Origin of the sequence: Paenibacillus sp. BIHB 4019 (assembly GCF_002741035.1) — a bacterium.
Classification (GTDB): Bacteria; Bacillota; Bacilli; order Paenibacillales; family Paenibacillaceae; genus Pristimantibacillus.
The window spans coordinates 1,104,170-1,127,574 of the sequence record NZ_CP016808.1; the positions used below are offsets into that span (position 1 = coordinate 1,104,170).

General features: G+C 48.9%; 21 protein-coding genes. 9 read left to right on the top strand and 12 right to left on the bottom strand.

The genetic code is table 11. The annotated features are described in order from the left end of the window. Positions 1-54: 54 nt before the first annotated feature. From BBD42_RS04700 to BBD42_RS04710, 3 genes are all read right to left on the bottom strand, one after another. Positions 55-720 carry a bifunctional 2-keto-4-hydroxyglutarate aldolase/2-keto-3-deoxy-6-phosphogluconate aldolase gene (locus BBD42_RS04700; protein ID WP_046232188.1) on the bottom strand — a complete coding sequence of 222 codons (666 nt, stop codon included), beginning with the start codon at positions 718-720 and terminating at the stop codon, positions 55-57. A 205-nt stretch (positions 721-925) separates the two neighbouring features. Next, positions 926-1,750, bottom strand: coding sequence for a TerC family protein (locus tag BBD42_RS04705; protein ID WP_099517208.1), 825 nt, complete (start codon positions 1,748-1,750; stop codon positions 926-928). A 15-nt stretch (positions 1,751-1,765) separates the two neighbouring features. Then, positions 1,766-2,083, bottom strand: coding sequence for a Dabb family protein (locus tag BBD42_RS04710; protein WP_099517209.1), 318 nt, complete (start codon positions 2,081-2,083; stop codon positions 1,766-1,768). Positions 2,084-2,325: 242 nt separating this feature from the next. Here BBD42_RS04710 and BBD42_RS04715 point away from each other — a divergent pair, with 242 nt between their 5' ends. Together BBD42_RS04715 and BBD42_RS04720 are read left to right on the top strand one after the other, a co-directional pair. Continuing rightward, complete coding sequence (locus BBD42_RS04715) at positions 2,326-3,000, top strand: stalk domain-containing protein (protein WP_099517210.1); 675 nt, start codon at positions 2,326-2,328, stop codon at positions 2,998-3,000. Positions 3,001-3,280: 280 nt separating this feature from the next. Beyond that, entirely contained in the window at positions 3,281-3,805 is a 525-nt protein-coding gene (locus BBD42_RS04720) for a DUF2062 domain-containing protein (protein WP_150131510.1), read from the top strand. Positions 3,806-3,830: 25 nt separating this feature from the next. Here BBD42_RS04720 and BBD42_RS04725 read toward each other — a convergent pair whose 3' ends face one another. Further along, a complete protein-coding gene (locus BBD42_RS04725) occupies positions 3,831-5,906 on the bottom strand; it encodes an endo-1,4-beta-xylanase (RefSeq protein ID WP_099517212.1) in 2,076 nt (691 codons plus the stop codon). Positions 5,907-6,073: 167 nt separating this feature from the next. Here BBD42_RS04725 and BBD42_RS04730 point away from each other — a divergent pair, with 167 nt between their 5' ends. Both BBD42_RS04730 and BBD42_RS04735 read left to right on the top strand, forming a co-directional pair. After that, on the top strand, positions 6,074-7,360 hold the full coding sequence (locus BBD42_RS04730; protein WP_237163369.1) for an XRE family transcriptional regulator: 1,287 nt from the start codon (positions 6,074-6,076) through the stop codon (positions 7,358-7,360). Between the two features lie 242 nt (positions 7,361-7,602). Continuing rightward, positions 7,603-8,022 carry a hypothetical protein gene (locus BBD42_RS04735; protein WP_099517213.1) on the top strand — a complete coding sequence of 140 codons (420 nt, stop codon included), beginning with the start codon at positions 7,603-7,605 and terminating at the stop codon, positions 8,020-8,022. Positions 8,023-8,150: 128 nt separating this feature from the next. On the opposite strand, the gene BBD42_RS04740 is transcribed toward BBD42_RS04735, so the two are convergent. The 3 genes from BBD42_RS04740 to BBD42_RS04750 form a co-directional block, all read right to left on the bottom strand. Continuing rightward, the gene (locus tag BBD42_RS04740; RefSeq protein ID WP_099517214.1) at positions 8,151-9,143 is read right to left on the bottom strand and encodes a hypothetical protein; all 993 of its coding nucleotides are present in this window, start codon (positions 9,141-9,143) and stop codon (positions 8,151-8,153) included. Further along, the gene (locus BBD42_RS04745) at positions 9,104-9,715 is read right to left on the bottom strand and encodes an RNA polymerase sigma factor (protein WP_099517215.1); all 612 of its coding nucleotides are present in this window, start codon (positions 9,713-9,715) and stop codon (positions 9,104-9,106) included. Before BBD42_RS04745 ends, BBD42_RS04740 begins: the two co-directional genes overlap by 40 nt. A 64-nt stretch (positions 9,716-9,779) precedes the next feature. Next, entirely contained in the window at positions 9,780-10,232 is a 453-nt protein-coding gene (locus BBD42_RS04750) for a MarR family winged helix-turn-helix transcriptional regulator (RefSeq protein WP_099517216.1), read from the bottom strand. 119 nt (positions 10,233-10,351) lie between these two features. Between BBD42_RS04750 and BBD42_RS04755 the strand changes: the two genes are divergently transcribed. After that, positions 10,352-10,825 (top strand): GNAT family N-acetyltransferase, encoded by a 474-nt coding sequence (locus BBD42_RS04755; protein WP_099517217.1) that lies wholly within the window; start codon positions 10,352-10,354, stop codon positions 10,823-10,825. Beyond that, a complete protein-coding gene (locus BBD42_RS04760; protein WP_099517218.1) occupies positions 10,822-11,433 on the top strand; it encodes a YczE/YyaS/YitT family protein in 612 nt (203 codons plus the stop codon). Before BBD42_RS04755 ends, BBD42_RS04760 begins: the two co-directional genes overlap by 4 nt. A 104-nt stretch (positions 11,434-11,537) precedes the next feature. On the opposite strand, the gene BBD42_RS04765 is transcribed toward BBD42_RS04760, so the two are convergent. Beyond that, positions 11,538-12,626 (bottom strand): pentapeptide repeat-containing protein, encoded by a 1,089-nt coding sequence (locus tag BBD42_RS04765; protein WP_172455392.1) that lies wholly within the window; start codon positions 12,624-12,626, stop codon positions 11,538-11,540. A gap of 255 nt (positions 12,627-12,881) precedes the next feature. On the opposite strand from BBD42_RS04765, the gene BBD42_RS04770 reads away from it, so the two are divergent. Continuing rightward, on the top strand, positions 12,882-13,673 hold the full coding sequence (locus BBD42_RS04770) for a glycoside hydrolase family 12 protein (protein WP_237163370.1): 792 nt from the start codon (positions 12,882-12,884) through the stop codon (positions 13,671-13,673). A gap of 90 nt (positions 13,674-13,763) precedes the next feature. On the opposite strand, the gene BBD42_RS04775 is transcribed toward BBD42_RS04770, so the two are convergent. The 4 genes from BBD42_RS04775 to BBD42_RS04790 form a co-directional block, all read right to left on the bottom strand. Beyond that, on the bottom strand, positions 13,764-14,330 hold the full coding sequence (locus BBD42_RS04775) for a TetR/AcrR family transcriptional regulator (RefSeq protein WP_099517220.1): 567 nt from the start codon (positions 14,328-14,330) through the stop codon (positions 13,764-13,766). A gap of 253 nt (positions 14,331-14,583) precedes the next feature. After that, positions 14,584-17,802 carry a bifunctional cytochrome P450/NADPH--P450 reductase gene (locus BBD42_RS04780; RefSeq protein WP_099517221.1) on the bottom strand — a complete coding sequence of 1,073 codons (3,219 nt, stop codon included), beginning with the start codon at positions 17,800-17,802 and terminating at the stop codon, positions 14,584-14,586. A 651-nt stretch (positions 17,803-18,453) separates the two neighbouring features. Further along, entirely contained in the window at positions 18,454-18,873 is a 420-nt protein-coding gene (locus BBD42_RS04785) for a VOC family protein (RefSeq protein WP_237163371.1), read from the bottom strand. A gap of 48 nt (positions 18,874-18,921) precedes the next feature. Continuing rightward, the gene (locus BBD42_RS04790) at positions 18,922-20,208 is read right to left on the bottom strand and encodes an MDR family MFS transporter (RefSeq protein WP_099517222.1); all 1,287 of its coding nucleotides are present in this window, start codon (positions 20,206-20,208) and stop codon (positions 18,922-18,924) included. A gap of 137 nt (positions 20,209-20,345) precedes the next feature. Between BBD42_RS04790 and BBD42_RS04795 the strand changes: the two genes are divergently transcribed. Then, positions 20,346-22,121 carry an ABC transporter substrate-binding protein gene (locus tag BBD42_RS04795; protein WP_099517223.1) on the top strand — a complete coding sequence of 592 codons (1,776 nt, stop codon included), beginning with the start codon at positions 20,346-20,348 and terminating at the stop codon, positions 22,119-22,121. A 426-nt stretch (positions 22,122-22,547) separates the two neighbouring features. After that, complete coding sequence (locus BBD42_RS31505; protein ID WP_150131511.1) at positions 22,548-23,366, top strand: hypothetical protein; 819 nt, start codon at positions 22,548-22,550, stop codon at positions 23,364-23,366. The last annotated feature ends 39 nt before the right edge of the window (positions 23,367-23,405 follow it).

The following is a 23,405-nucleotide window of genomic DNA, read 5'->3' on the forward strand; positions in this document are numbered from 1 at the left end:
TCCGCCGCTTTTCGCTAATGCGCTTACATAAAGAGCAGCGGCCGAACGTGAAATTTAGCGCTTCGCGCTGCGGTAAGCTTCCATATAAGCGCGTGCTTTAGCCTCAATTAAGGTGTAATCGCCTGTTTTCACAGCTTCCTTCGTCAAATCGGAGCCGATGCCAACAGCAACTGCGCCCGCTTTCACCCATTCGCCGAGATTATCCAGCGAGACGCCGCCAGTTGGCATAACATTTGCTTGCGGCAAAGGCCCTTTAATCGAAGGAATAACGCTTGGCGAATACAGATTGCCAGGGAACAGCTTTACAACATCAACACCCAGCTCCAGCGCATGTTGAATTTCATTAACGGTCATCGTGCCCGGCATAACCGGAATGGCATAACGATGGCATAGCTTTATAGTATCAGGGTTAAGTGCCGGAGAAACGACAAATTCCGCGCCGCTCAAAATCGCTGCGCGTGCCGATTCTGGATCAAGCACCGTTCCTACTCCGATAATAGCAAATTGATCCGATTGCGGGTCCGCATCTACCGAATATTCCTTGCTGAGCTGCTCGATTGCCCGCAGCGCAAACGGTACGGTCAGCGTAATTTCAATCGCTTTAATCCCGCCTTTTATCGCATGGCGGGACATTTCCACAACTTCCTCCGGCGAATCAGCGCGAAGCACAGCGACGACGCCAGCGTCTACAATTTGTTGAAGCACCTTGATTTTCTTCACAAGTACAGCCTCCCCTAATGTTCATATTTGTACGAAAAAGTACGATGTTTGCCGTTTTAATTATATGCCTTTCTCGTCCACTCGGCAATGCATGACAGGCAATTGTCAAATTATGCGGAATAAAAGAGCCACCTCACAGCATAAAGCTGTGTAGATGGCTCCCTTGGTTTTTTCATTCATTTATTTATTTGTTTATTTTATTTGATTAACCCGTATGTTTATCCAAGCTTGCGGCTTTACCCGCTCCATCTCCATGCTCGCCTTCCACTTTGCTGCGGCCCGACAAGAACCAGCCAACTACAGCAATCAGGACGAGTACGATATAGAAGGTCGCTTTCCATAAAGAGCCTTCTACAAAATCATGCGACAGCCAGTGGATGGATGGATGCGCCATCGTATGCACGGCCAGCTTAACGCCGACCCAGCCGACGATAACGAATGCTGTCAGCTCAAGCGCGGGACGGGAATGCAGCAGCTTCACGAAATAGTTCGCCGCGAAACGCATAATGACAAGCCCGATAAAACCGCCGAGGAAAATAACGATAAACTGTCCGCCATCCATGCCGCCGATTTGCTTCAGACCGCTTGGAGGCAAGGCGACCGCCAGCGCTACCGCTGCCAGAATAGAATCGATCGCAAAGGCGATATCGGCGATTTCGACCTTCAGAACCGTCCACCAGAAGCCAGCTTTGGAGTTTTTCTTCTCCTTCTGTTCCTCTGTCTCCTCTTCCTCTTCGGCCTCTTTGGACCTTCGTAAAAACTTAATGATATTGCTTATTGAAATAAATAAGAGATACAGCGCTCCGAGTGCCTGAATTTGCCATACATTCACAAGCAGCGAGATAACGAACAAGGAGGCTAGACGGAAAATAAAAGCGCCGAACAATCCGTAAAACAGCGCCTTCTTCCGGCTTTTCTCATCAAGATGTTTAACCATTACAGCTAGCACGAGCGCATTATCTGCTGCCAGCAAACCTTCCAGAACAACCAAGACCACTAATACCCAGCCATATTCCAATAGCAATTCCAACGTTGACTCCTCCTTCTAAACGACCGTGACGTGTTTCTGATAATCAATTTCCAGAAACTTCTCTACTTCCGTAACCCAGCGCTCCTCTACAAACTTCACATGCATTGGATGCGCATTATAAGCTTCATAATCCTCATTGCTTTCGAATACCATGGAAAAGCCGAAACGATAATCGTTTTTAGGACTTACCTGCAAATAAACCTCAAAATCGCGAACGGCCGGAATCGAGCTCAAAATGGTACGTCCATCCTCCAAAAAGCGCTGCTCCTCATCGGAGCCCTCCGCGTGCTTCAAGCTAAAAATAACCGAATGCTGAATCCAAACACCTGACATTTTTTTCTCCTCCTTATCATGCTTACGTTCTATACCTATTAACCACATTTCTCCTTCCTTGTACGTGGCATGTACGGATCGCGTTTCAAAAACAAATCTATTCCTAGAGACTTATTTTTAGAGGAAAATAGTCCCAGTTAGCTTGTCCCTCTGTTGCACCGCACCTATAATAGGGTAAGCATTTCCAGACATTAGATATGCGTACGACCATTTTTTTAACCAGAACAGGAGAGTGGCCTATTTTGAAAAAGCTCACGATAGCTGTAGTTCTTGGCACGACGATTGTTGCAAGCATGGCAACGGGTGCTTACGGCGCAACGAAGCTGCAAGAAATTAAAGCTTATTTGAATAAAGACATTGCCTTTAAGGTGGATGGCAAGCCTGTGCAGCTGCGGGATGGCAATAATAATACCGTTGTCCCGATTAGCTATAAGGGCACAACCTATCTTCCAGTAAGATCGATTTCCGATGCGCTTGGCGTTGCGGTTGACTATGACGGCAAGACGCAATTGATACAGCTTGGCGAAAAAGTAGAAGGCGTTTCCATCTCAAGCTCCTTGACCACCAATACGTACCGCACGAAAGATTCTGCGCAAACAACCTATAACGGCAAAGATTATAAAGAAGCCCTATTTGATAATGCAGAAAGCTCCCGTTCAAGCTCGTTTATTTTGGAGCCTAAGAAAAAGTACCAAAAGCTGTATCTTCAAATCGCAGCCGTTGGGCAAGACTTGGGCAAATTAACGGTGAAGGACACGGGTACGGATACGATTTTGAAAACGACAGAAATTAACGTGGCCGACGGCCTTGTCACGGTTGAAGTGGATATCGGCGGTGCAAACCAGCTGTACGTTTATGCCGATGCCCAAAAGGACGGAGCAGTATTCGTTCCGCTCACAACATCCTATTACAAATAAAGGGTCGTAAGAAAAACGGCTGCAGCCGTCCCTTGGCGGCAAAGCTGCCGTTTCGAGGGTGAAATATACGTTAATAATAAGGGCGAAACTTATAAATTTTTATAACCTAAACAAGCCTCAAAATACGCTAGTGAAGCGTATTTTGAGGCTTGTTTCTCGTTATGCCGCTTTTTTGTCTCTTTTTGGCGAAAACACAGCCGGCAGAAGCAGCATCTGCCTTTGTTCCACCACACGAATATGGTATGATACTTTCATCATATACAGCTGGGAGCCGTTCATCGTGAGAACAAAAATGCTGCGAAAATTCAAATATTATTGCTTGCGCCTGCTCCGTATAAAAAAAAGCGACCATGTCGTGGCGCTTGGCAGCGTACTCGGCTTTCTGCACTGCTGGTTCCCGACTTTTATCGTCGGACTGCCGATCTCCCTGCTGCTGACTCGGCTGCTTCGCGGCAATTTGGCCGCCTGCGTTATTTTTTCGACGATCGGCTCTTTTACTTGGCCGGGACTGTTTTATTTGAATTATAAAGTCGGATTTTGGCTGAATCGCCTTGTCGGCGCTCCAGCCGCCAACCATCCCGCCCATATGGCGCTTGCGCCGCCTGTTACGCATAAGGTCGGACATTTTGCTTCCTTCGGCCATTTGGGCATGAATTTTCTGATTGGCTCCATCGTCAACAGCATCGTTTTTTCCTTAATCGGCTATTTTGTCATCCGCTTTATCCTCAATCGTTATCGACCCACTCTAATTACCAAGCTCAAAAGCCAAGGCAAAGGCGTTCGCCGCAGTCTATCTGTCGGTTAAGAACACCTCCGGCGGTGATTCAGCCTTATTTCGGCATATCCGCCAGCCAGACCGCTCCCAGCTTGCCCGCTGAATCGCTCGGCCAAGCACTGTCGTTCCAATAGATGGGCTTGCTTGCGCCGGACGATCCTTCTATGATTTTCACCTCAAAACCAATTTCCCGGCCATTTGCGCCCTTGACTGCCTGCCAAGGAATGACCGTTTCCACCATATAGCCAGTGGCGAGCGCTCTGGTTACATAAGAATAGCTCCCCTTCTGATGATTCAGACGAGGGAAAATCAGCCTTCTTGCTTCTTGTGCATTATCGCTGCCCTCCTGCCCATTTTCCTGAACATACAGCTCTACCTGATCAGCGTCATCGCGGGTTTTGTCCGCTACTATGACCTGAACATAAAGATTTGTCCCATCCCATAGCGTCTTAAAGCTCGTCTTCTCGCTGCCCAATTGCGTAAGCTGAGAGGAGACTGCTTGATCCCAAATGGGATCGGCTGTCTGCTGTACTCTTGGCGAAGCTCTTAGAGCGACCGTCCGGCTTTGTGGATCTGACGGCAGCTGGGACGAATCTGCCACTCCCCAATAAGCTGGTTTAGCTTGCAGCTCCGTATCAAATAAAAGCGCCTGATTGTTGTACGTCTTCTCATCCTGCACACCCCAGAAGGTCACAGATGAGATCGATTTGCCGTATTTTTTATAAAGCTCCAGCAGCTCCTTGTAACGGTAGGCCTGCTGTACCGCAATCGCCTCCGGTATTGCCGTGCCGAAGCTGATCCGGGTATCGATATCCAGCTCCGTAATTTGAATGTCCAAGCCGAGCCCGGCATACAGCTTGATCGTTTTCTCGATCTCCTGCGTCGATGGCGACTCCAGCTTATAATGGGATTGCAGCCCTACGCCGTCAATCAGTCCCTTGCTCTTCAGGCGCTTAAGCAGCTGATAAATTTCCTGCCGCTTCTGCGGCGTTTCCGTGCCATAATCATTGTAATAAAGCTTGGCGGACGGATCGGCGGCGCGAGCAAACTCAAACGCTTTTTCAATGTAATCCGGTCCTATCGTTTTATACCATGACGTTTGGCGAAGCCCGTTTTTATCGCCGCCAGTGTCCGCAATCGCCTCATTCACGACATCCCATGCATACACCTTGCCCTTGTAGCGCTTCATGACCTTCTCGATATATTGCTTCATACGAGATAGCGCCAGCGTTCGGCTAGCTGGCTTCCCATTATTGTCCCAATACATCCATTCCGCCGCATCCGTATGCCAAATCAGCGCATGGCCGCGCACCACCATATCATTCGCCTGTGCAAAACGGACGTAACGATCGGCTGCCGCGAATGCATATTGCCCCTGCTTCGGTGCCAGAAATTTCGGCTTCATCTCGTAGGTTGCGGTTAAGCTGTTGAAATGCTTTTTGAGCAAATCGCCATAAATGCCTTCCATTTGCCACGGGTATACCGCCGCTCCAATCGTAAAATCGTCTTTATAAACCTCCTTTATCGCCGGAATATCGTCCTCTATCGCCATGTCAGAAATAACCGCAATCGATACATCATCCACATAAAAAGCTGTCGTATCAACTGTATCATCCGTTATGTACGGCGTTTCCAGGTACAGCTTCAGCTCGGACGGGGTGTCTCCGTGAAGAAACGTTCCCTTGAGCTCATGCCACTCTTGCCATTCCTCCTTCTTGATTGTCATTTGCTTCAGCGGGCTCCAGCTTGCCGCCCCTGAATTTTTATAAACGGTCAACTGCATCGTTATATCTTTGGCAGGCTTTTCCTTCAGCCTAATGTACGCCGATATTTCATATTCTTTATTAGGGAGCAGCTGCTTCCTAAGATCGAGCATAGGGCCATTGTAGGTTCGCTTTCGCCCCTCTACCAGCATGCTCCCGCTGCCGGTGTTCGCCTCTTGCTTGCTGAGGCTAAGCTTCTCCTGTCCGATTCTGGCTTTCCAGCCTTGCAGGCTGCCATCTTCAAAATCGCTGCCGAGCACAATCTGTGGAACCTTGTCCGCGATAACAGCATTGGAGAAGGGAATGGCCGCGCCTATGAAAAGCGACATCACCATCCATGAAGCCAATATTCGTTTTTTGAACTGCATTTTTTTCCTCCTTCTAGTTGTTAGAGACTGCGTCGAAAAAAGTACCGCTAATTTCCTCGCAGCTCCTTAGCATCGGGTTATACCCCTTGGAGCTTGGGGTAAGTTACTATTATAAGATAAATTATGCAACCAGATGGGCAAGATGAAAGATTATTAACCTGAGGAGGATGAATTTGCTAAAGGAACGGGTTGAGTTTCTATGTAAAAAACGCAGTTTAGCGCGCAAGGATTTGGTCGAGGGGCTTGTGACGCAAGCGCATTTCGCCAATATTTTGGCAGAGCGGTATCCGTTTGCCGACGATTTGGCAGAGCTGATTGCCACTCGCCTTGCCGTCTCGCCCGAATATTTAACTCAAGCCGGCTTGCAGGATGATGCCACGCTTGAGCGCGCTGAGGAGATTTTCGCCCGGCTGTCACAGCCTGTTTCAACGCTGACTGAGGCTGATGTCAATGAGCTTGATGACAAAAATGACGCGCTAACGATTGAGCTGACTACCGCTTTAATGAAAGCCGTCTATTATCAGCAGATGAATGATAGAGATGCTTATGAATATATTCACCGTACTTATCTTCATTATTATTTAGAGAAGTTTGGACGCGAGGACGACCCGGAATTGCCTGTTCCGCTCAAGAAGGCGCTATTTTTGTATAAAATTCAGCATTACCGGTCCAAAAATCAATACTTTGAAGCGTTAAATAACAGCAAGCGTTTAAGCGCACTGGTGGAAAAAGGCTCGGAAATTTGGTTAACGGTGCAAAACTTTTTAATGGAAGCCTCTGTTTACAGCAAGCAATATGAACCGGCTAAGGCGATTTACGAGCAAACGATGCAGTATGTGTACAGCGAACGGCTGTATCATCGATTATCCGGCCAGCATCTGGCCTACAGCGGCTACTGCTTTGCGATGGGACGTTATGAGGAAGCTCTGCTCGCATTGTCGATGGCGGAAGCCCATCTCGTCTATACGCCTAGCCCAGGCGACCTGTTTCCGTCGATAATGAACAATCGCATCATTATGCTGACGCTGCTCGGCGAGCTGGATAAAGCATCCGATGAAATAGCCCGCTTCGAGGAGCTCGCGCAGCAGGAAACGGACGAAACGAAGCAGCTGCTTGAGCCGCTTTTGCTCATCTATCGCTGCGAGGTGGCCTTCGCCTCCAAAAACTGGGGCCTGCTCTCGCAAGGACTTCGCTTGCTTGCCAGCTACCCGCTGACGGAGGATCAGCAAATGACAGCCGTTTTTTATGAAAGCCAGCTTGCCCTGTCGAGCGATAAAAAAGAAGCTTTTATGGAAGCTGCCCTATCCTGCCTGCCTTATTTCGAGCAGACCCAGCAGACGATGCGTCTGGAGCCGCTTTATGAGACGCTTGCTATCGCCTCCGAAGACAGTCGCCGCTACAAGGAATCAGCGCTGTACTACCGCAAGCTGGTCTATTTATTACGAAATAAATAGGCGGAGCAAGGGGACAGACGCAGCGAATACCGCAAAACAATGGGCGATGTGGCTCATTGAATCGCCGAAACAGGCTGTTTTTTTGCTCAAAGCGCCTCCTGCCACAAAAAAACGACCCTTTTTCGCTGCTTAAGCTTCGTTTTTTAAGATTTGTTTACATGTGCCGGATTGTATTGAAAGGATTTCCAGTCTGCCTCATACTTAAATTAAGCTACAAAATACGATGAAAACGAGGTGTTGTTATGTTTAACTTATTCGGAAAGAAGAAAAGCAAAGAAGAGGCTTTGGAGTATGCGGATAAGAAGCTTAACAAGGGATTCACCGGCATGATGATGAAAGGTTTTGTCCCTAAGGAGCATCGTGACATGATGAATCAAAGCCTCGCTCAAGCCAAGCAGGCGCATATGGCGTCCACTGGCACAATACCTGTAGCCGCAACTGCGACCGTGCTTTCGATTACCGATACAGGCAAGCTCGTCAACTTTGATCCGATTGTCATTCTTGCGCTTAACGTCACCGAGCCAGACGGACGCAGCTATCAGAAAACGATGGAAACCCTCGTCTCCAAGCTGCAAATCCCTCGCCCCGGCGATCTAATCGGGCTTGGCCAAAACCCTGCTAATCCTTCCGAGCTGATTTACATGGGCTTGCTGACGCCTTAAAAAAAACCTTTTTATTGCCTTGGCATGCCGCTGTTCATTCTCTTCATGGCGGAAGGCTTCGGAATCATTATATTGTCGAGGCTGTTTCATTTCAGTATGGGGCAAACGTTCGGCTTCTATATCAAAGGCTATTTAAGCACCTTAATCGATTCGCCAGCCAGCGCCAGCAGCTCCGCTTTCGTTAACTTCTTATTCCCGAGATCTGTAAGCATATAAAAAGCATCCTGCTTCTCGTCGTACCACTGGGCATAATGATAGTTGTACTTCTCGCTAATAGTCCGCTTATTATATATGACTTCTATTCCCTCTACCTTGATCTTCTCGGCATTTTGACCGGAAGGCAGCGATATATATACATTTCCGCCATCCAAAGGGTTCTTGGTTAATTCCGATTTATAATGCCCCTTGGTATAGATCGCGCTTACCATGCCCGGCTTATTCCATGAGACAGCTCTCATGAACAGCTTCTGGCCGTTTGTTCCGGCAGCCGCCTGCGCCTTCAACTCCGACAGCACTTGCTTATAGGCTGCCGTCTGCTTGTCCGCATCGGTATTAGGCATATAAGGAGCTACTTTGCCGGAAACAAAGCTGTAGCCACTCAGCTTCTGGGGCAGCAGCTGTGCGCCGGTCCGATTTGCCTCCTTCTTAAAGGCGGCATATGTGCCCAACGGCTTTTCTTTGTAGGTGTACAGTGCCTCCTCTTCTTTCCCTAACACATAAAAAGCAACCAGCTCGCCCGGCTTGGCAAAGTTCTGGGCTTTGTGCAAATAGTTATTGTGCGCCTCATTGTCTGCAATATCTTCTGCGCTGCCTGTTTGAGGCGTTATTTCATCAATCGTCTTCACCTTAATTTCGCCAGCCGCATTGCGAATTTCAATATACTGGCTTGCCGCATAGGCACTGACCGACAGCAAGAGCAGCAGCATGAGCGCTCCGCTGAATGCCGTCGTACGCTTCATTACGGGGCGCATGAAGGACGTTTGTCCCTTCCTGCCTGACGCAGCTTCCCCTGTAATCCGCTTCATTACCGCTTCAGTAACATCGATAGCTGGAAGTCCTCCATTTGCTGCGGCTCTGCTCTTTATATCGTTGTATTCATGATCGAAGCGGATTCGCTCCATGCTTCTTCCCCCTTATTTTGCAGCTGCTGTTTAATCTTTTGCTTAATGCGGCTCATCCTCTTTTTCAGCGCATCCGGTTTTTTTCCCATAATGACACTAAGCTCGGCATACGATTTTTCCTCAAACACTCGCAAAATAAGCAAATTCCGCTCCTCCAGCGACAATGCTGCAAGAGCTGCCGCAAGCGCAGGCGTATACAGCCGATTGTCCAGCTCCTCTTCCGCGCTTGCAGCCGTCATCTCGCTCGGACGAAACAAACGCAGCCACTGCTTTTGCAAACGCCGCCTTCGCAGCAAATTCAGGCAGTGATGATAGGCAATGCGGTACAGCCACGCCGAAAAATGCACCTTGGGCGCATAGCCCCCTATTGCCTCATACGCTTTTACAAAAATATCTTGAACCGCATCCTCTGCGTCCTGCCGATTTGCCAGCATCCGCCAGCAATAATGATAAAGCGGCTGCTGAAAAGCTTGTACAATCGCAGCGTAATGCTCCGTCTCCCCTGCTTGAACAGCGCTGATTAGCCGTTCCAGCTCCGATGCTTCCAATTGATTAAAATGCGTCCCGAGCACCTCCTTCTTGGTCTGTATATTCTCTATAACACTTGACGCCAAAGAAAGGTGACCGCAAGCCGCATTAATATTTGCGTTTGTTTCCTTTTTTCACAAACTCCCAATCTACTTCAATATTTTTTCTCACTCGCTGAAGAAGCTGCAAGATGTTATCCGCCTCTTCCGATGAAAATCCAGCTAGTGCAACCGCATTGGAATGCTCCCCTTCGCGCTTGAGGAATGGATAAACGGCATCGCCTTTTTCTGTCGGAAACAGTTTTTTAATTTTTTTATTGCTATCGTCCTCTTTTTTCATGATAAAGCCCTGCTCCTCCAGCCTCTGGATAGCCCGGGCAGCAGTCGTGCGATCGACCTTAATCATTTCCGCCAGTTTTTCTTGGATGATGCCTGGATTTTCACAAATGCGCACCACATATAAATACTGCCCTTTTGTCAGATCAAATTGTTTAAATTCAATGTTGCTGATGGAATCCAAAGCCCGAGCAATCATGCCGATTTCACGAAGAATATCTTTCATTGGTCTCATGTCCCCCTACTTTTTTTATTTTGTTGCATTTACAACAAAATTCAATTCATTTATACTATTAAAAAGCTCTAATGCTAGCACTATACCTAAACAGAAAAGGACTGAGACATATGTATTCAAGCATTATACAAACTCAAGCTGATTTAAACATTGCCTTGCAAATCCGCCAGCAAGTATTTGTCGAAGAGCAAGGCACTCCCTTGCAGGATGAATTTGATGAATTCGACGATTTTGATGCGCTGAAGGATCGGGTACAGCATATTTTAGTTTATTATAACGAAAAACCGGCCGGAACTGGGCGTTTAAGAACGGTAGATGGATTTGCCAAGCTTGAGCGCATCTGTATTTTGCCCCCATTTCGGCAATTTGGGCTGGGAAAAGTGATCGTGCAAACTTTAGAGGAAATAGCCAAGGAGCTCGGATATAACCGATTTAAATTGCATGGACAGCAGCAGGCAGAAGGCTTTTATCATAAGCTGGGCTATGAAACCGTCTCAGACCTATTTATGGAGGACGGGATTCCGCATGTATTAATGGTAAAAAGATTAGCTGCGGAGGGCTCAGGAAAAGATGGGATAGCGTGAAATATTTCTTTTATACGATAGGCATTTTAATGATGTCTCTGGGCATCGCCCTCACGATTGAATCGGGCTTTGGAGCATCGCCGTTTGATGCGCTTCTGGTCGGCCTAGCCAACCAGATCGGGCTTACGGTGGGCAGCTGGGAAATAATTATTGCTCTTATCATGGTTGGCGGCAACTCGTTATTATCCAAAACAAGGCCCGAATTTAAAGGCTTGCTTACCGCTTTTATTGCCGGCCTTGGCATCGATCTGTGGCTTTATGTGCTGCAAGCCTTCACCCAGCCGGAGATGTGGCTAAGCAGGCTGTTGTTTCTGGGACTCGGTTTGCTCATCGTTGGAGCAGGCATTGCCTGTTATTTGCAGACGCAAGTCGCGCCGATTCCTATGGATCGCTTAATGCTTCTGATTCGGGATAAGAGCGGCATGGGCATTTTGCTTTCCCGAACGTTGATTCAGCTCTTTTTCTTATTGATGGCCTTTCTATTTCATGGGCCCATAGGAATTGGAACGTTATTAACCGTCTGCCTGGGCGGTGCAATCCTGCAGTTTTTTATGCCGTATGCGGCAAAGCTGATTCCAGCTCGCAAGAGCAGCAGTTCTTTCCAATAAGCTTTTTTTGACGAGCCTTTAAAACAAAAAGCCTAGAAGCGCATATGCTGCGCTTCCAGGCTTTGTTTATTTCTGTTCGTTTATGAATTCCCTCCCATGCTCGCTTAATCGACCCACCGTATGCTATGAATCTGTTCATCTGAGAAGCTGTAGCTATCTTTTATTTGACGGGAAAATAACGCACGCTGAAGGTTTGCTCCTTCAAAGCTTGTCCGGCCAAAGGTCGCCCCGATGAAGCTCGCGCCTTCCAGATCTGCATGATCGAAACGCACGCCCATCATTCCCGTCCTTCGATGATCTCTCGGCTCATGGCCGCGCACATAATCAAACACAGCTCCGCGCAAATCGGCATGGCGAAAATCTGCTTCCGGCAGCGACGAATATCGAAAATCCGACTCGGGTGCAAGGCAGCCATTCCATCTCGTACCCATCAGATCACAGCGCTGAAAGCGGCTCCCCTGCAGGTCGCTGCCACTAAAATCCGCATACCGCAAATCATTCGATTCCGCTCGCACCTGGGGCAGCTTTAAATTACGGTAGCACCCATAAGCAATGCTGCTTGCCTTGCTCTCTTCCAGCCGCCTGCGAATTTCCTTCACATCCTGCAAGCCTTGATAATCGACCAGCACATCCTCGCTAAGATCTGTATATTCGCCAATGCTGATACGCAAAGCGAGCTCTCGTTTAATGGACTTATATTCCTCCAGCATAATGGCTTCCGGCATCGCTGCCCGCAGCAATGCAACCGCAAATAAATGGTAACAGCCCACTGCTTTCAGCATCATCGCTTCAAATTCTGTAGACTTGGCACATTCCCCGTATCCTTCGTACGATTCGGTCATTTCCTGTATGAACGCCGGCAGCGAGTGATATAGCCAAGCGGCATCATATTCCTCAAACAGCGGCGCCGAGTTCTCATACCACCTTTCCGAATACGCTTCAATGAAATAACAGGAATGATCCATCATCGACCTGCGCAGCAAGCAAAAATGGATAAGCGAAATCGGGCCTTTTTGATCCGAATCCTGCATTTCCCTAATTCGTAAGCATATACGCTTAAAGGTTTCCAGAAATTGGTTGATCCATTGCTCCTGATGATGCTGAAGCTCTTCTTCAATCGCAGTCATTTTCTGATCCAGCGCCGGGAGAAATTGATGCTCATAAAAATATTGCACGATATTCTTGTTATTCATCTTCACACGCATCCTTCCAATAACAAGGAATTCCACCCTATAATTAACTTCGGATTTCGTGCGGGAAAACTTTAGTTTTTAGGGCAAAATGCCCAGAAAACTTCAAATTTTCTTTTTTCAAGGATACCTCATATTAACAGTTACCCTAAAAATAGTATGATTAAATCACTAATTTTCGGGGTGTTTACTCCCTCCACATATTGCTAAAATACTAAATGAAAGCGCTTCACAAAATCGGTAAATGGAGGGATTTAGTTGAAGAACAAGCTTCGCAACAAATCGTTCATTTTGATGATGATAGCCGCTATGCTCGCCCTAGTACCTGCTTCCGCTTATGCCGCATCCGATTCCACACCTTATGCCAAACTAAATTTTAACAGCAATAAATATTATTTATTTAACAACTCTTGGGGCAGCTCGGGCATTTCCGGCTGGTGGCAGACCGTTTATCATAACAGCAATACGAACTTTGGATATGTGTGGAACTGGCCAACTACGACAGGCGGCGTAAAAGCTTTCCCTTCGATTGTAAGCGGCTGGCACTGGACAGAAGGCTATACACCGGGCAGCGGGCTGCCGACACGGCTCTCTGACAATAAAGCGATTAACAGCGGAGTAACCTATTCTATTGATCCTGCCACGAATGGCCAATATAACAATGCCTATGATATTTGGCTGCATAGCACAGGTACGGCAACATGGAGCAGCACGCCGACGGAGGAAATTATGATTTGGAACCGCTGGACAAGCGGGGTTGGCCCGATTGGCGGGCTCGTGGCATCCAACGTTTCCATAGGCGGACAAGGCTACGACGTTTATCGCGGGGAAATTACCGATAACGGGGTACATCTATGGTGGGTCTATTCCTTCCTCAAACGGACGCAGACGGATAACTTCACCATCAATGTGAAAAACTTTACCGATTATCTCGTTGGCAAAAGCTATTTCCCAACAACCCGCTACGTCAGCAGCATAGAATATGGCACCGAAATTACAAATGGCAGCGGTCAGCTTAATTATTCGAACTTCTACGCAAACGTTCAATAACCTTTATCATAGAACGAGCAAGCGGCTCTCTCGTCCCCCCTAATACGGCGCAGAGGGCCGTTTTGCTGTGCTTGGTCGGGCTTATGCAATTTAGGGTGTTTTAAAACCATGGTAGAATGTGTCCACGACCAAGGCTGCTGCGGATTTTCTAGCAATATCCCCGCTTACGACTTGCTGCCATGTCAGGAACAGGAGGGAATACAGGACATTCACAATCCAGTTCTTATCTACATCATGGCGAAAATAACCTTTTTGCTGCAGCAAGCCGATTGCATGCAGCACAGGCTCCCTCAGCTTTAGATCTGCTCCAATAATTTCCTCGTTATAATTAATCGTTGTATCATGGGCAATGAAATGAAGCTTATCCCCTAATGGGATGAGCGCTTCAATGAGCATCGGGATGTAGCTTTCACAGTTGTCCTCATCAAGTCGAATGTCCTTCATAGTTTCACTGACGACCTCGATTGCGCGCAGGCCCAAATAAATCATCAATTGCTCCCTGCTTTCCACATACCGATGCAGCGTAGCGATCCCGATCCCTGCCGAATCTGCAATTTCATTCATCGACGCATTGGGCTTCTCTATAAGCAGCTTGGTCGCTTCATCCAGAATAGAGTTAAGCCTCGATTGCTTGATCGATGACATTTCTGGTCTCATATTTGTCCACTCCTTGGAGAGAATTATGGTGTAATGGATTCATTGTTCAATCATATGATAGGGATATTACTATGAAATTATAACATAAGCACGAATGCGTCTGATCGTTCCACAATGGAATCTGCTCTCTACTAAGGGTTGGCTTTATCGCGGCTGAAATGTCTCCCCGGAGATATGGCATGCTGCAGCATTATCTCCAGAGATGACGTTTCGGCTTTAGCTTCCATCGGTCTTTACATCATACTGCCGTATGTTAGGACATGGCTGGCTTGGAATTGCCGGCCCATACATCCTTCACATACCGGCTTTCCTCCTCTAAATGTTCGAGCCAGCGGTCGCCTGCTTCTGGCGCTGCTCCATGCCTTTCCTCGTACGCAGCCTTTAATGTCTCCTCCACAGCCGGAGCCATTTGGCTGCCATCGCCACACACATATATTTTTCCACGCTGCTCTATAAGATCCATTAGTGATGAAGACACCTGCTTCATTAAATCCTGTACATAGGTTTTAGGTTCACTAGGCACCCGCGAGAAAGCGGTATAAAGCTTCACAACTCCCTCCTGTTCGAATTGGACCAGCTCATCTCGATACAGGAAATCCATTTCGTTCCTGCACCCATAGAACAGATGGGCTTCCCCGAGTGCCACCCCTTGCTGCTTCAAGACGGATCTCGCCTGTAAAAATCCTCTGAATGGAGCAACGCCCGTTCCGGGACCGATCATGATGATTGGCGCAGCTGCCTCTTCTGGCAGTCCAAACCCGGATTCTGGCGTCTGTACAAACATGAGCACACGGTCGCCTGGTACACGATCAGCCAAATAAGTAGAGGCGACTCCCGCATACTCTCCTTTGCCGCTCCATGCCGGTTCCTTGACGACGCCTACCGTAATGCTAACCTCTCTCGGATGGAGCAGAGGAGAGCTGGATATAGAGTAATACCTTGGCTTTAGCGGAGGCAGCAATTCCAGCAGTCTGGAAAAAGGAAGCTCGCACGCCTCATATTGTTCAAGCAGCTCCAGCATCGTTACTCTATTGCCTAAAATATACTGGGTGTAGCGCTCATCCTCCATCATGGCCTCCAGCTCACGACGATGGGGCGGACAAACGGTATGAACGGCCAATTCCTGCAGTTGAGCGCGTGTAACGGATGCCTGAAGCTCCACACAGGATTTGATCAGTTCGCGCACATTGACGGATCGTTCTAAAGGCAAATGGGTCAGCTGTGATCCGCCCTTGCTCAAGCAAATCATTTCGCTGCCGTCCATGCCAAACCGCTTCAGAATGCGGTCTACATTTATGTCCCGGTTAAGCGGAAGCACACCGATGTGGTCGCCCTCGCGATAGCTGATGCCTTCGGGAAGAAGAAGTTCGATGTGGCGCGTGCTGCGTCCGCTTTCAGAGGCTTGCAGTTCCCGGTTGTTCTGAACAGTCGCATAGGAGGCCTGATAGGTTTTTTCGTAAGGCACTTGAGACGGACCCTCAACAAAATGCAGCTGCAGCGTACTTGGATTGGCCATCTCCATGCGATTCACTTGTATGCCAAGCTCCTCTGTAACTGTGGGCCACATCGCATCCAACCACGCCTTGACCTGCTGTTCCATATCGCCCCCTGCATCGACTTCACCCCGAGATACAAGTCTTTTGGCACCTATGGCATCCAGCCTCTCATCAATAAAGCGCGGGATGCTCTGGTACGTTCCCGACCAAGTCCGGTCTCCGCAGCCTAATACCGCATATCGAACGGCTTGCCCCTCAGTTGCTCCTGCTTCTTTCAGCCAATCCACGAATGCCGATGCATTGTAAGGCGCCTTGCCGTTGTATGAAGCCGTAACGATAATCGCAATGGCTTCGCCCGGCAATTTCCTACTCCATTCATTGAGTGGCGCAACCTCACTATGAATTCCATAACCAGTGGCCGTGCTCGCGATCTGACGGGCAATACTTTCCGATGTGCCCAGGTTTGAGCCATATAATACAAGCAGCGATTCATTGCCGCTCGGTGTTCCGATTACAGCCGGCCTAGCCTGGTCCGCAGCAACAGATCGTGAATCTCCAGGATTGGTCTCAGGGGCGTCTGTTATTGCTGCGGCCCCCCTCGTGGATATCGGCTGGCGAGGTCTAACCCGAATCTGGAAATCACCAGGCTTCAGTGTCAGAGTCTGCTTCACATCCAATGTATAATTGTCGTAATCGATCAAGTCGAAATGCTTGAGCACCATGCCCAGTACTAATGTGGCTTCATAGAGGGCAAACTGCATGCCGATGCAGGCGCGCTCCCCATTCCCAAAAGGCTTGTAAGCATGATGAGGAACCTTGGTCGGATCTTCGAATCGCTCAGGCCGGAAAAGATCTGCATCCTCCCCCCAAGCAGCTGGATCCCGATGAAGCTGAGGCAGAAGCACGCTAAAGCTCTGTCCCTTTGCAATGGGATATTTCCCGCCAATGACCGTATCCTCCCTTGCATAAACGTCAAAACCTGGGGCGGTCGGCCACAATCGCAGCGATTCATTTAATATTAGGCGGATGTAATTAAGCTGAAGAACCTCCTCATATTGCGGGGTTTCACTTGTCAGCACTCGGCCCACTTCTTCCTGAGCCTTCAAAAGCACTTCCGGATTTTTCAGCAGAAAATATATTGCGAAGGATAACAGCCCGCTCGTCGTCTCATGGCCGGCAATTAGAAAAGTAATGATCTGATGACGAATGTTTTCGTTGTCCAGCATCTCTCCGGTTTCCGGGTCCTTGCCTTCCAGCATGCGTGCCAGTAAATCCGTCTGTCCCGGCTCGGAGTTTGCCTTTCGTTCAGCGATGATCTTATCCACGAGCGTAAACATCGTTTGAATATCCTCTTCAAACCGGCGTTTTGTTTTGATCATTAACATATTTTGAATTTTCATTCGGGAGCCTCTGAGCATCGCTTCGTTCAATGCGCGAACCATGCTTTGGACAAACGGGGCATGATCTTCCCGATAAAAGCTGTTAAATCGGTAATTGAACCCGCACAGTCCAATCGTATCCAGCGTCAACCGGGTCATATCATCGGCTACATCGACGGAGTCTTGCGGATTTAGCCGTGCCCACTTGAGGATTAACTGTTCGGCGATGTCGATCATCATGGAATGATAGCCCTTCATCGCCTGCTTGCTGAACGTAGGAAGCAGTATGTTGTGCGCTTTTTTCCAGTTCGGCTCATGCGTCCAGCTTGTAAACAATCCATCGCCGCCGAAAGCGCGAACGTTCTGCAGCTCGTTGTATACATATTTGTCAAATCGGGTCACATCGCATACCTCAGCGACGAGCTCATGGCCTGACACGATTAAACTGGATAGTCCTGGTGCAGTAAATTTAAAAATAGGTCCGTATTTTTCCGCCAATGCTCCAAGCGATAAGGTTGGCGAGTCTATGTCAATCAAAGGCAAATTGCCGAGCGGGCCATATGTTGGGGGGTGGGGAATAGAGATTTTTTCTTTCATCTTCTATCATTCCTCTCTTCATGTTTTGAGAATTTTTTTGATCATTGGATATGACAGCAATCCAGCGCGTGTAATCAATCGTAAGCAAGCAGGCCCCCCAAGTAGTGCAGTCTCAGCAATAATTGTAGGCTGAGGTTCACCAGCCTTGAAGCGTCTAATGAGGTTGGACCCGGTGAAACGATAGGCAAGGTGCAGCAGGCCGCCCCCAGTTTGCATACACACCCTAGCAATGATTGACCGGCATTAAAAGAATCAAGAGAAAATAATATTATCAAATGATAGTTTAATCTATCATTTGATAATATTATAATTCTTTTATTTTCAATTTTCAACTTTAACTGAATTGTAATTGCTTTTCTATTGAGGAAACCCATGCAGCGGGAAATATCCCGTAACCTCCCCCTCTCCACTTCCTATTAAGGCCACTTGACTACCTATACAAACCAAGGTGAAACGGCTCTTGCCGTCCTTTGGCAGCGCGGAGCATTTCATTCCGTGAAATATAGGAAAAAAATAGCGTTATGCTATACTTTCCTATATAAAAAAAGCTTTGCTCACTCATAAATACAAGTAAGCAAAACTTTCGGAGCAGCTCGCGGTTCGATATCTATAAATAGTTTTTCTTTAGTTCGACTTTCATTTCGCGCACATTTAGCTCAGCCCAGACGTATTTTGCAGCACGATACGGTAGCCGTCGGGATCGGCGATGGTGATGCCTTTTTGCTTCCAATAAGGATTTTCCGGTTCCACCTCGGGGTAGCCTAGCTCCAGCAGACGCTCTGCGATTATTAGCTGCTGTTCCCGTTCCTCAATGTAAAATACGAGCAGATTATCCTCAGACGGCGGGGCAAGCGGCGGCCCAGAGACATGCTGGGTAAACTCCAAATGATAGTCCGCCCCCGGCAGACCGAACATCATGCCGTCGTACCCGTCATGCCCCTCGAAGGAGCCAATTCGCACTAGGCCCAGCCCCTGTTCATAAAAAGCAGCCACCTTAGCCAATTGGTTCGTCGGCCTTGCTACTCTGAACTGTACGGCTGGCATCGCGCCAGCCCATTGTTTTTTACTCATGCTGCACAACCTCCTTTATTTTCTTCGCTTATAAAAAAATATGCGCTTCTAAACTTTCGCAGCAGTCGGTGCTGATCCTTGCGGACGAGCCGTCCCTGGCGCGAGCCGCTGAAATACATAATGCGTCAGCAGCAGCCCCGTCATGCCCATTCCAAAAATAATTAATGCCATGTAGCTCGAATGCAGCACGGCACCCAAGCTAATGCCGATGGCTCCAAAAGCTCCGGCGAACTGTCCCAGCAAACCGTTGACCGCAAGGTAGGAGCTTCGCGCATGATCCTTCACAATGCCGGCTAAATAGGCTTGTCTAATCGGCGTGAACATAAGCTCGCCAACCGTCGCTCCCAGCATCGATACGATAAGCAGCCATACAGAGTTGCTGAAGCCGACGATCGTAAAGCCAAGCGTGTACAAAATAACGCCAATATACATAATTCGTGCTGGGCGGAAGCGGCGGACAAAGCTGGCTGCCCAAATCGCGAGACAGACGATAATAAGCGTATTCTCTACTTGCAGCAGACTGACAAGCCTTATCCCTGTCAGCTCGAAAGTGAAATTGTCCAGCATGGGCAGCTGCTGGGGCTCGAACTCTTTTTGCAGGCGGACGCTAATGTAATTGTACAAGTGGATTTCCAGCGAGCGAATAAGCATCCCGCCCACACTGTAGATAATAAACAGCTTGTCCTGCGCTACCAGCTTGTAATTCAGCACCATATTGCGAATCGGGCCATTGGCGCTATATTGCAGCCTGCTTTCTGCATCTGGAAAATGGGTTTCCCGAATTAAAAATAACGTCAGCATAAGTGTAGCCAGACTCGCCAGTCCCATAATCATAAACAGCTCGGTCCGGTGCGTCGCGAACAGAAAGCCGCCGATCGGTGCGCCAATCGAAATCGACAAATTGATCGCCCAGAAATTAATGCTATAAATAAAAGCGCGATTTTCTTTAGTACTGACGTCAATCAGCATAGCCTCGGCCGCTGGATTAAACATGCCATTGCAGAGACTAAGCAGCAGCATCGTGGAAAAGGTCAGCCACGTGGAATCAAGAAAGGGCGAGTTGGCAAGCGTCATGACGAGGACGGAAATAAAGCGGATTATTTGCGCGTAAGCCATCACTTTTTTTCGTCCATATCGATCTGCCATATAGCCGCCGTACAGGCTCGCTGTAATTTGCACGAGCAAATTAATGAGCAGCAGCAAGCCAGCCATTCCTGCCCCCAGCCGCTGGGTAAAATAAATCGCCATAAACGGCAAAATCATCGCCTCTACGCAGCGGGTCAAGAAGGTCGTCAAAATCCGAATTTTAATATTGCGGTCAAGCTGCATAAACATGTTCGTTTCCCCTCTTTCTGTGTAGACTTAATTTTAGCTGGGAAAACGAGAATAAAAAGAGTAAGATTGAAATTAAAATTTCACCTTTTATGGGGCGCGCTTGCGCCAGCCAGAGCAAAGGACGGATTGTATAGAATATGAAACATAAAGAGCATTATATTAGCCTGCTTCTGTCGCTGCCCGGCAAGCAGCACAAAGGCGCAACGATACCGATTACAATTGGCGAGCTGACTGAGGTGCTGGACTGTACGCCTCGCAACGTCAAGCTGGTGCTGCGCAGGCTGGTGGAGGAAGGCTTTGCGGCGTGGAGCGCGGGGGTGGGACGCGGCCATATTTCGCAATTGACAGTTATCCGCGAGCTGGAGGACGTACTGACGGAGCATTTCAACGAGCTGCTTGCGAAGGGAAAAATGAAGGAGGCCATCGCTTTCATCTCCAGCCACGAGCTGCCTCCTGCCTTGCGTGACAAGCTGCGCGCCATGCTGGAAAATCGCATGGGCTTCCAGCTGGAGCAGGCAGGTGCGGCCCATCTTGACGTGCTTCGGGTTACCGTGACGAGGAAGCTGGGCATCTTTGATCCAGCCTTTGCTTTTACCGTTACCGAGGTGTTTCTGCTCGAGCAGATCTACAGCCGCCTGATCGACTTTGATTCGGTGTCGCAGCGCTTCCTGCCTTCGCTTGCCCATGCTTGGGAAAACAACGAAGATTACACGGCATGGACCTTTTATTTGCGCAAAGGGGTCCGCTTCCACCACGGGCTGCTCCTGACGGCCGAGGATGTACGATTCACGCTGGAGCGTTTACGGGAGGTCCATTCTCCCTCCTGCTGGCAATACGAGGACATTGCAGACATTGTGCTGATCAGCGATTATTGCCTTACCTTCAGGCTGCGGCAGCCTAATCCGTTTCTGCTGCATTTTCTCAGCTGTGCGGCCATGTCGATTTTGCCGCATAATGAACCATTTTCTGAGAGAAAGATGCTTGGGACAGGCGCTTTCAAAATGGTGGAAAATGCAGCCCAGGTGCTGCGGCTTGAAGCGTTCGACCACTATTTTCGCGAGCGGGCTTGGCTTGACCTCGTGGAGGTATGGCATATTCCTTCGGATGCGCCGCGGGAGCGGCAATTTTCCTTGCCGCATTTGGACGCCGCAACCGGCGATCATGCTGCGGAAAATAATCGAGCAATGGATTCCTTGCTTGATGGCTGCCGCTATTTAGTTTTCAACTTCAGCATGCCGGGCATCCAGCATCAGTCCTCCTTCCGCCAAGCGCTGCGGCTGCTGCTTGACCGCGAGCTGTTGATTGCGGAGCTTGGAGGCAATCGCGCCGTACCTGCCAACAGCTTTCTGGTCGCCAGCAGCAAGCTCGCTTCCTATGAATCCGGCTCGCTGGCTGATGCGGAAGCACTGCTCCGGGAAAGCGGCTATGCCGGTGAACCGATTGAGCTGTATTACCATGGGAGGCCTGTTGAGCAGCAGGACATGCTTTGGCTGCAGCAGCGAGCAGCTGCTATAGGCCTTCATCTCAATCTCCATTCCTATGTCATTGCCGAGGTCTCGCCTCAAAGGCTCGCGCAAGCAGCCCATTTGATGCTGGCAACTGAGGTGCTCGAAAATGATACCGAACTAGGTCTGCTGCGGCTTTTCTATAATGAAGACAGCAATTTGCACCATTTTTTGACTAGGGAACAGCGGGAACGGCTGCGGGGCATACTTGCCCGCTATGTCAGCCTCCCAACCGCTGCCGAGCGCGCCCAAATTGTTGAGGAAGCCGAGCAATGGCTGCGGCAGGATAATTGGCTGCTTTATCTGTACCATTCCCGGTTCCAGACGCAGCTGCCGCTAGCCCTTCAAGGGCTGGCTATCGATTCCTTCGGCTGGCTGGATTTTTCCAAGCTGTGGATTAAAAAATAATAAGGGGATCAGGCGGGATTGCAGCTAGCTCCCTCCACTATATCCGACAATTTCAATAGGTTAAGTAAATAATGATTGACAAGGAAACTTCTGGCACCTATTATGTAACTAATCAACTGGATGACCAGAGATTCAATGGAGCGAAGAATGACCGCTGCCTTGGATCTCTGTTTTTTTTGCCAAATAAGCAGGAGGTGGAATAGCGTCGTTAGACGGCCGATCTTTATTGTTCTACTCACAAAGCAGGAATCGACTGGATGACCGGAGATTCAATAAGAAGCGTGCAATGACGCTTCTTGTTGAATCTTTTTTTCTACGTCGGGGTTGTTGCAAGTTGCAAGCATTTCAAAAAAATAAGCGCCAGGACAAACCTAGGATCAAGGCTTCCCCTGTGCTCCTGGCAACCGAAAAGGATGGTACTCTTTTATGAAAAAATTAACCGTTTCACTCGTTTCCGCAGCCGTTGTACTTTCGGCAGTCACTTTCGCCGCCGTATCCGCGAGCAGCCCGCAGAAAGCAGCAGTTGTACCGCAAGAGAAGGTCGTCGCTGCACCTGATTCCAGTAACCAAGCACCAGCCAGCACCACCGCCTCCACCGCAAGCCAGCAGCCAGCAGCCTCTACTGCCCCGGCCGCTCAGAATGCACAAAACGTGTCCCTTGCTGCAGCACCTACCGAGAACAAGCAGGCAGAGGCTGAAACGGCTGTTGAAAAAGCAAATGCTGGAACTGGAACTACCATTTCAGAATCATCATCATCATCATCACCAGCGCCATCGGCAGCAGCTGAGGTCGCTTCAGGCAAAACAGCGACTAACCAACCAGCGGCCGTCGCTTCATCCACAACTGTACAACCGAGCACGAAAACAGCGGCAGCAGCTCCGGCAGCAACCTCTGCTCCAACGGCACAAGCGGCAGCTGTTCAGCCGACCAGCGCTCCAAAGACGGAAGCAGCAAAACCTCAAGCAGCGAACAAGCCGAAGACAGAAACGGCAGCACCTGAAGCTGCCCAAGCACCGGTTGCAGAGCCAGCTCCTGCAAAAACCATAACCTTCGCTACGACAGAAGTCGTTCAAGCAGCGAAAACAACAAGCAGCTCTTCAACAGTCGCATCACAATCAACTTCTTCTTCATCTTCATCAGGCTCATCATCCGGCAATGCACAGGCTCCAGCTGCTTCTGCGCCTGTTTCATCCTCAGAGTCGGCACCTTCCTCCTCCTCGGACGATGAAGAGATTTGCCCATAGGCACGTAAGCAGCAGATAAGGACATGCAGCCATTGTCAT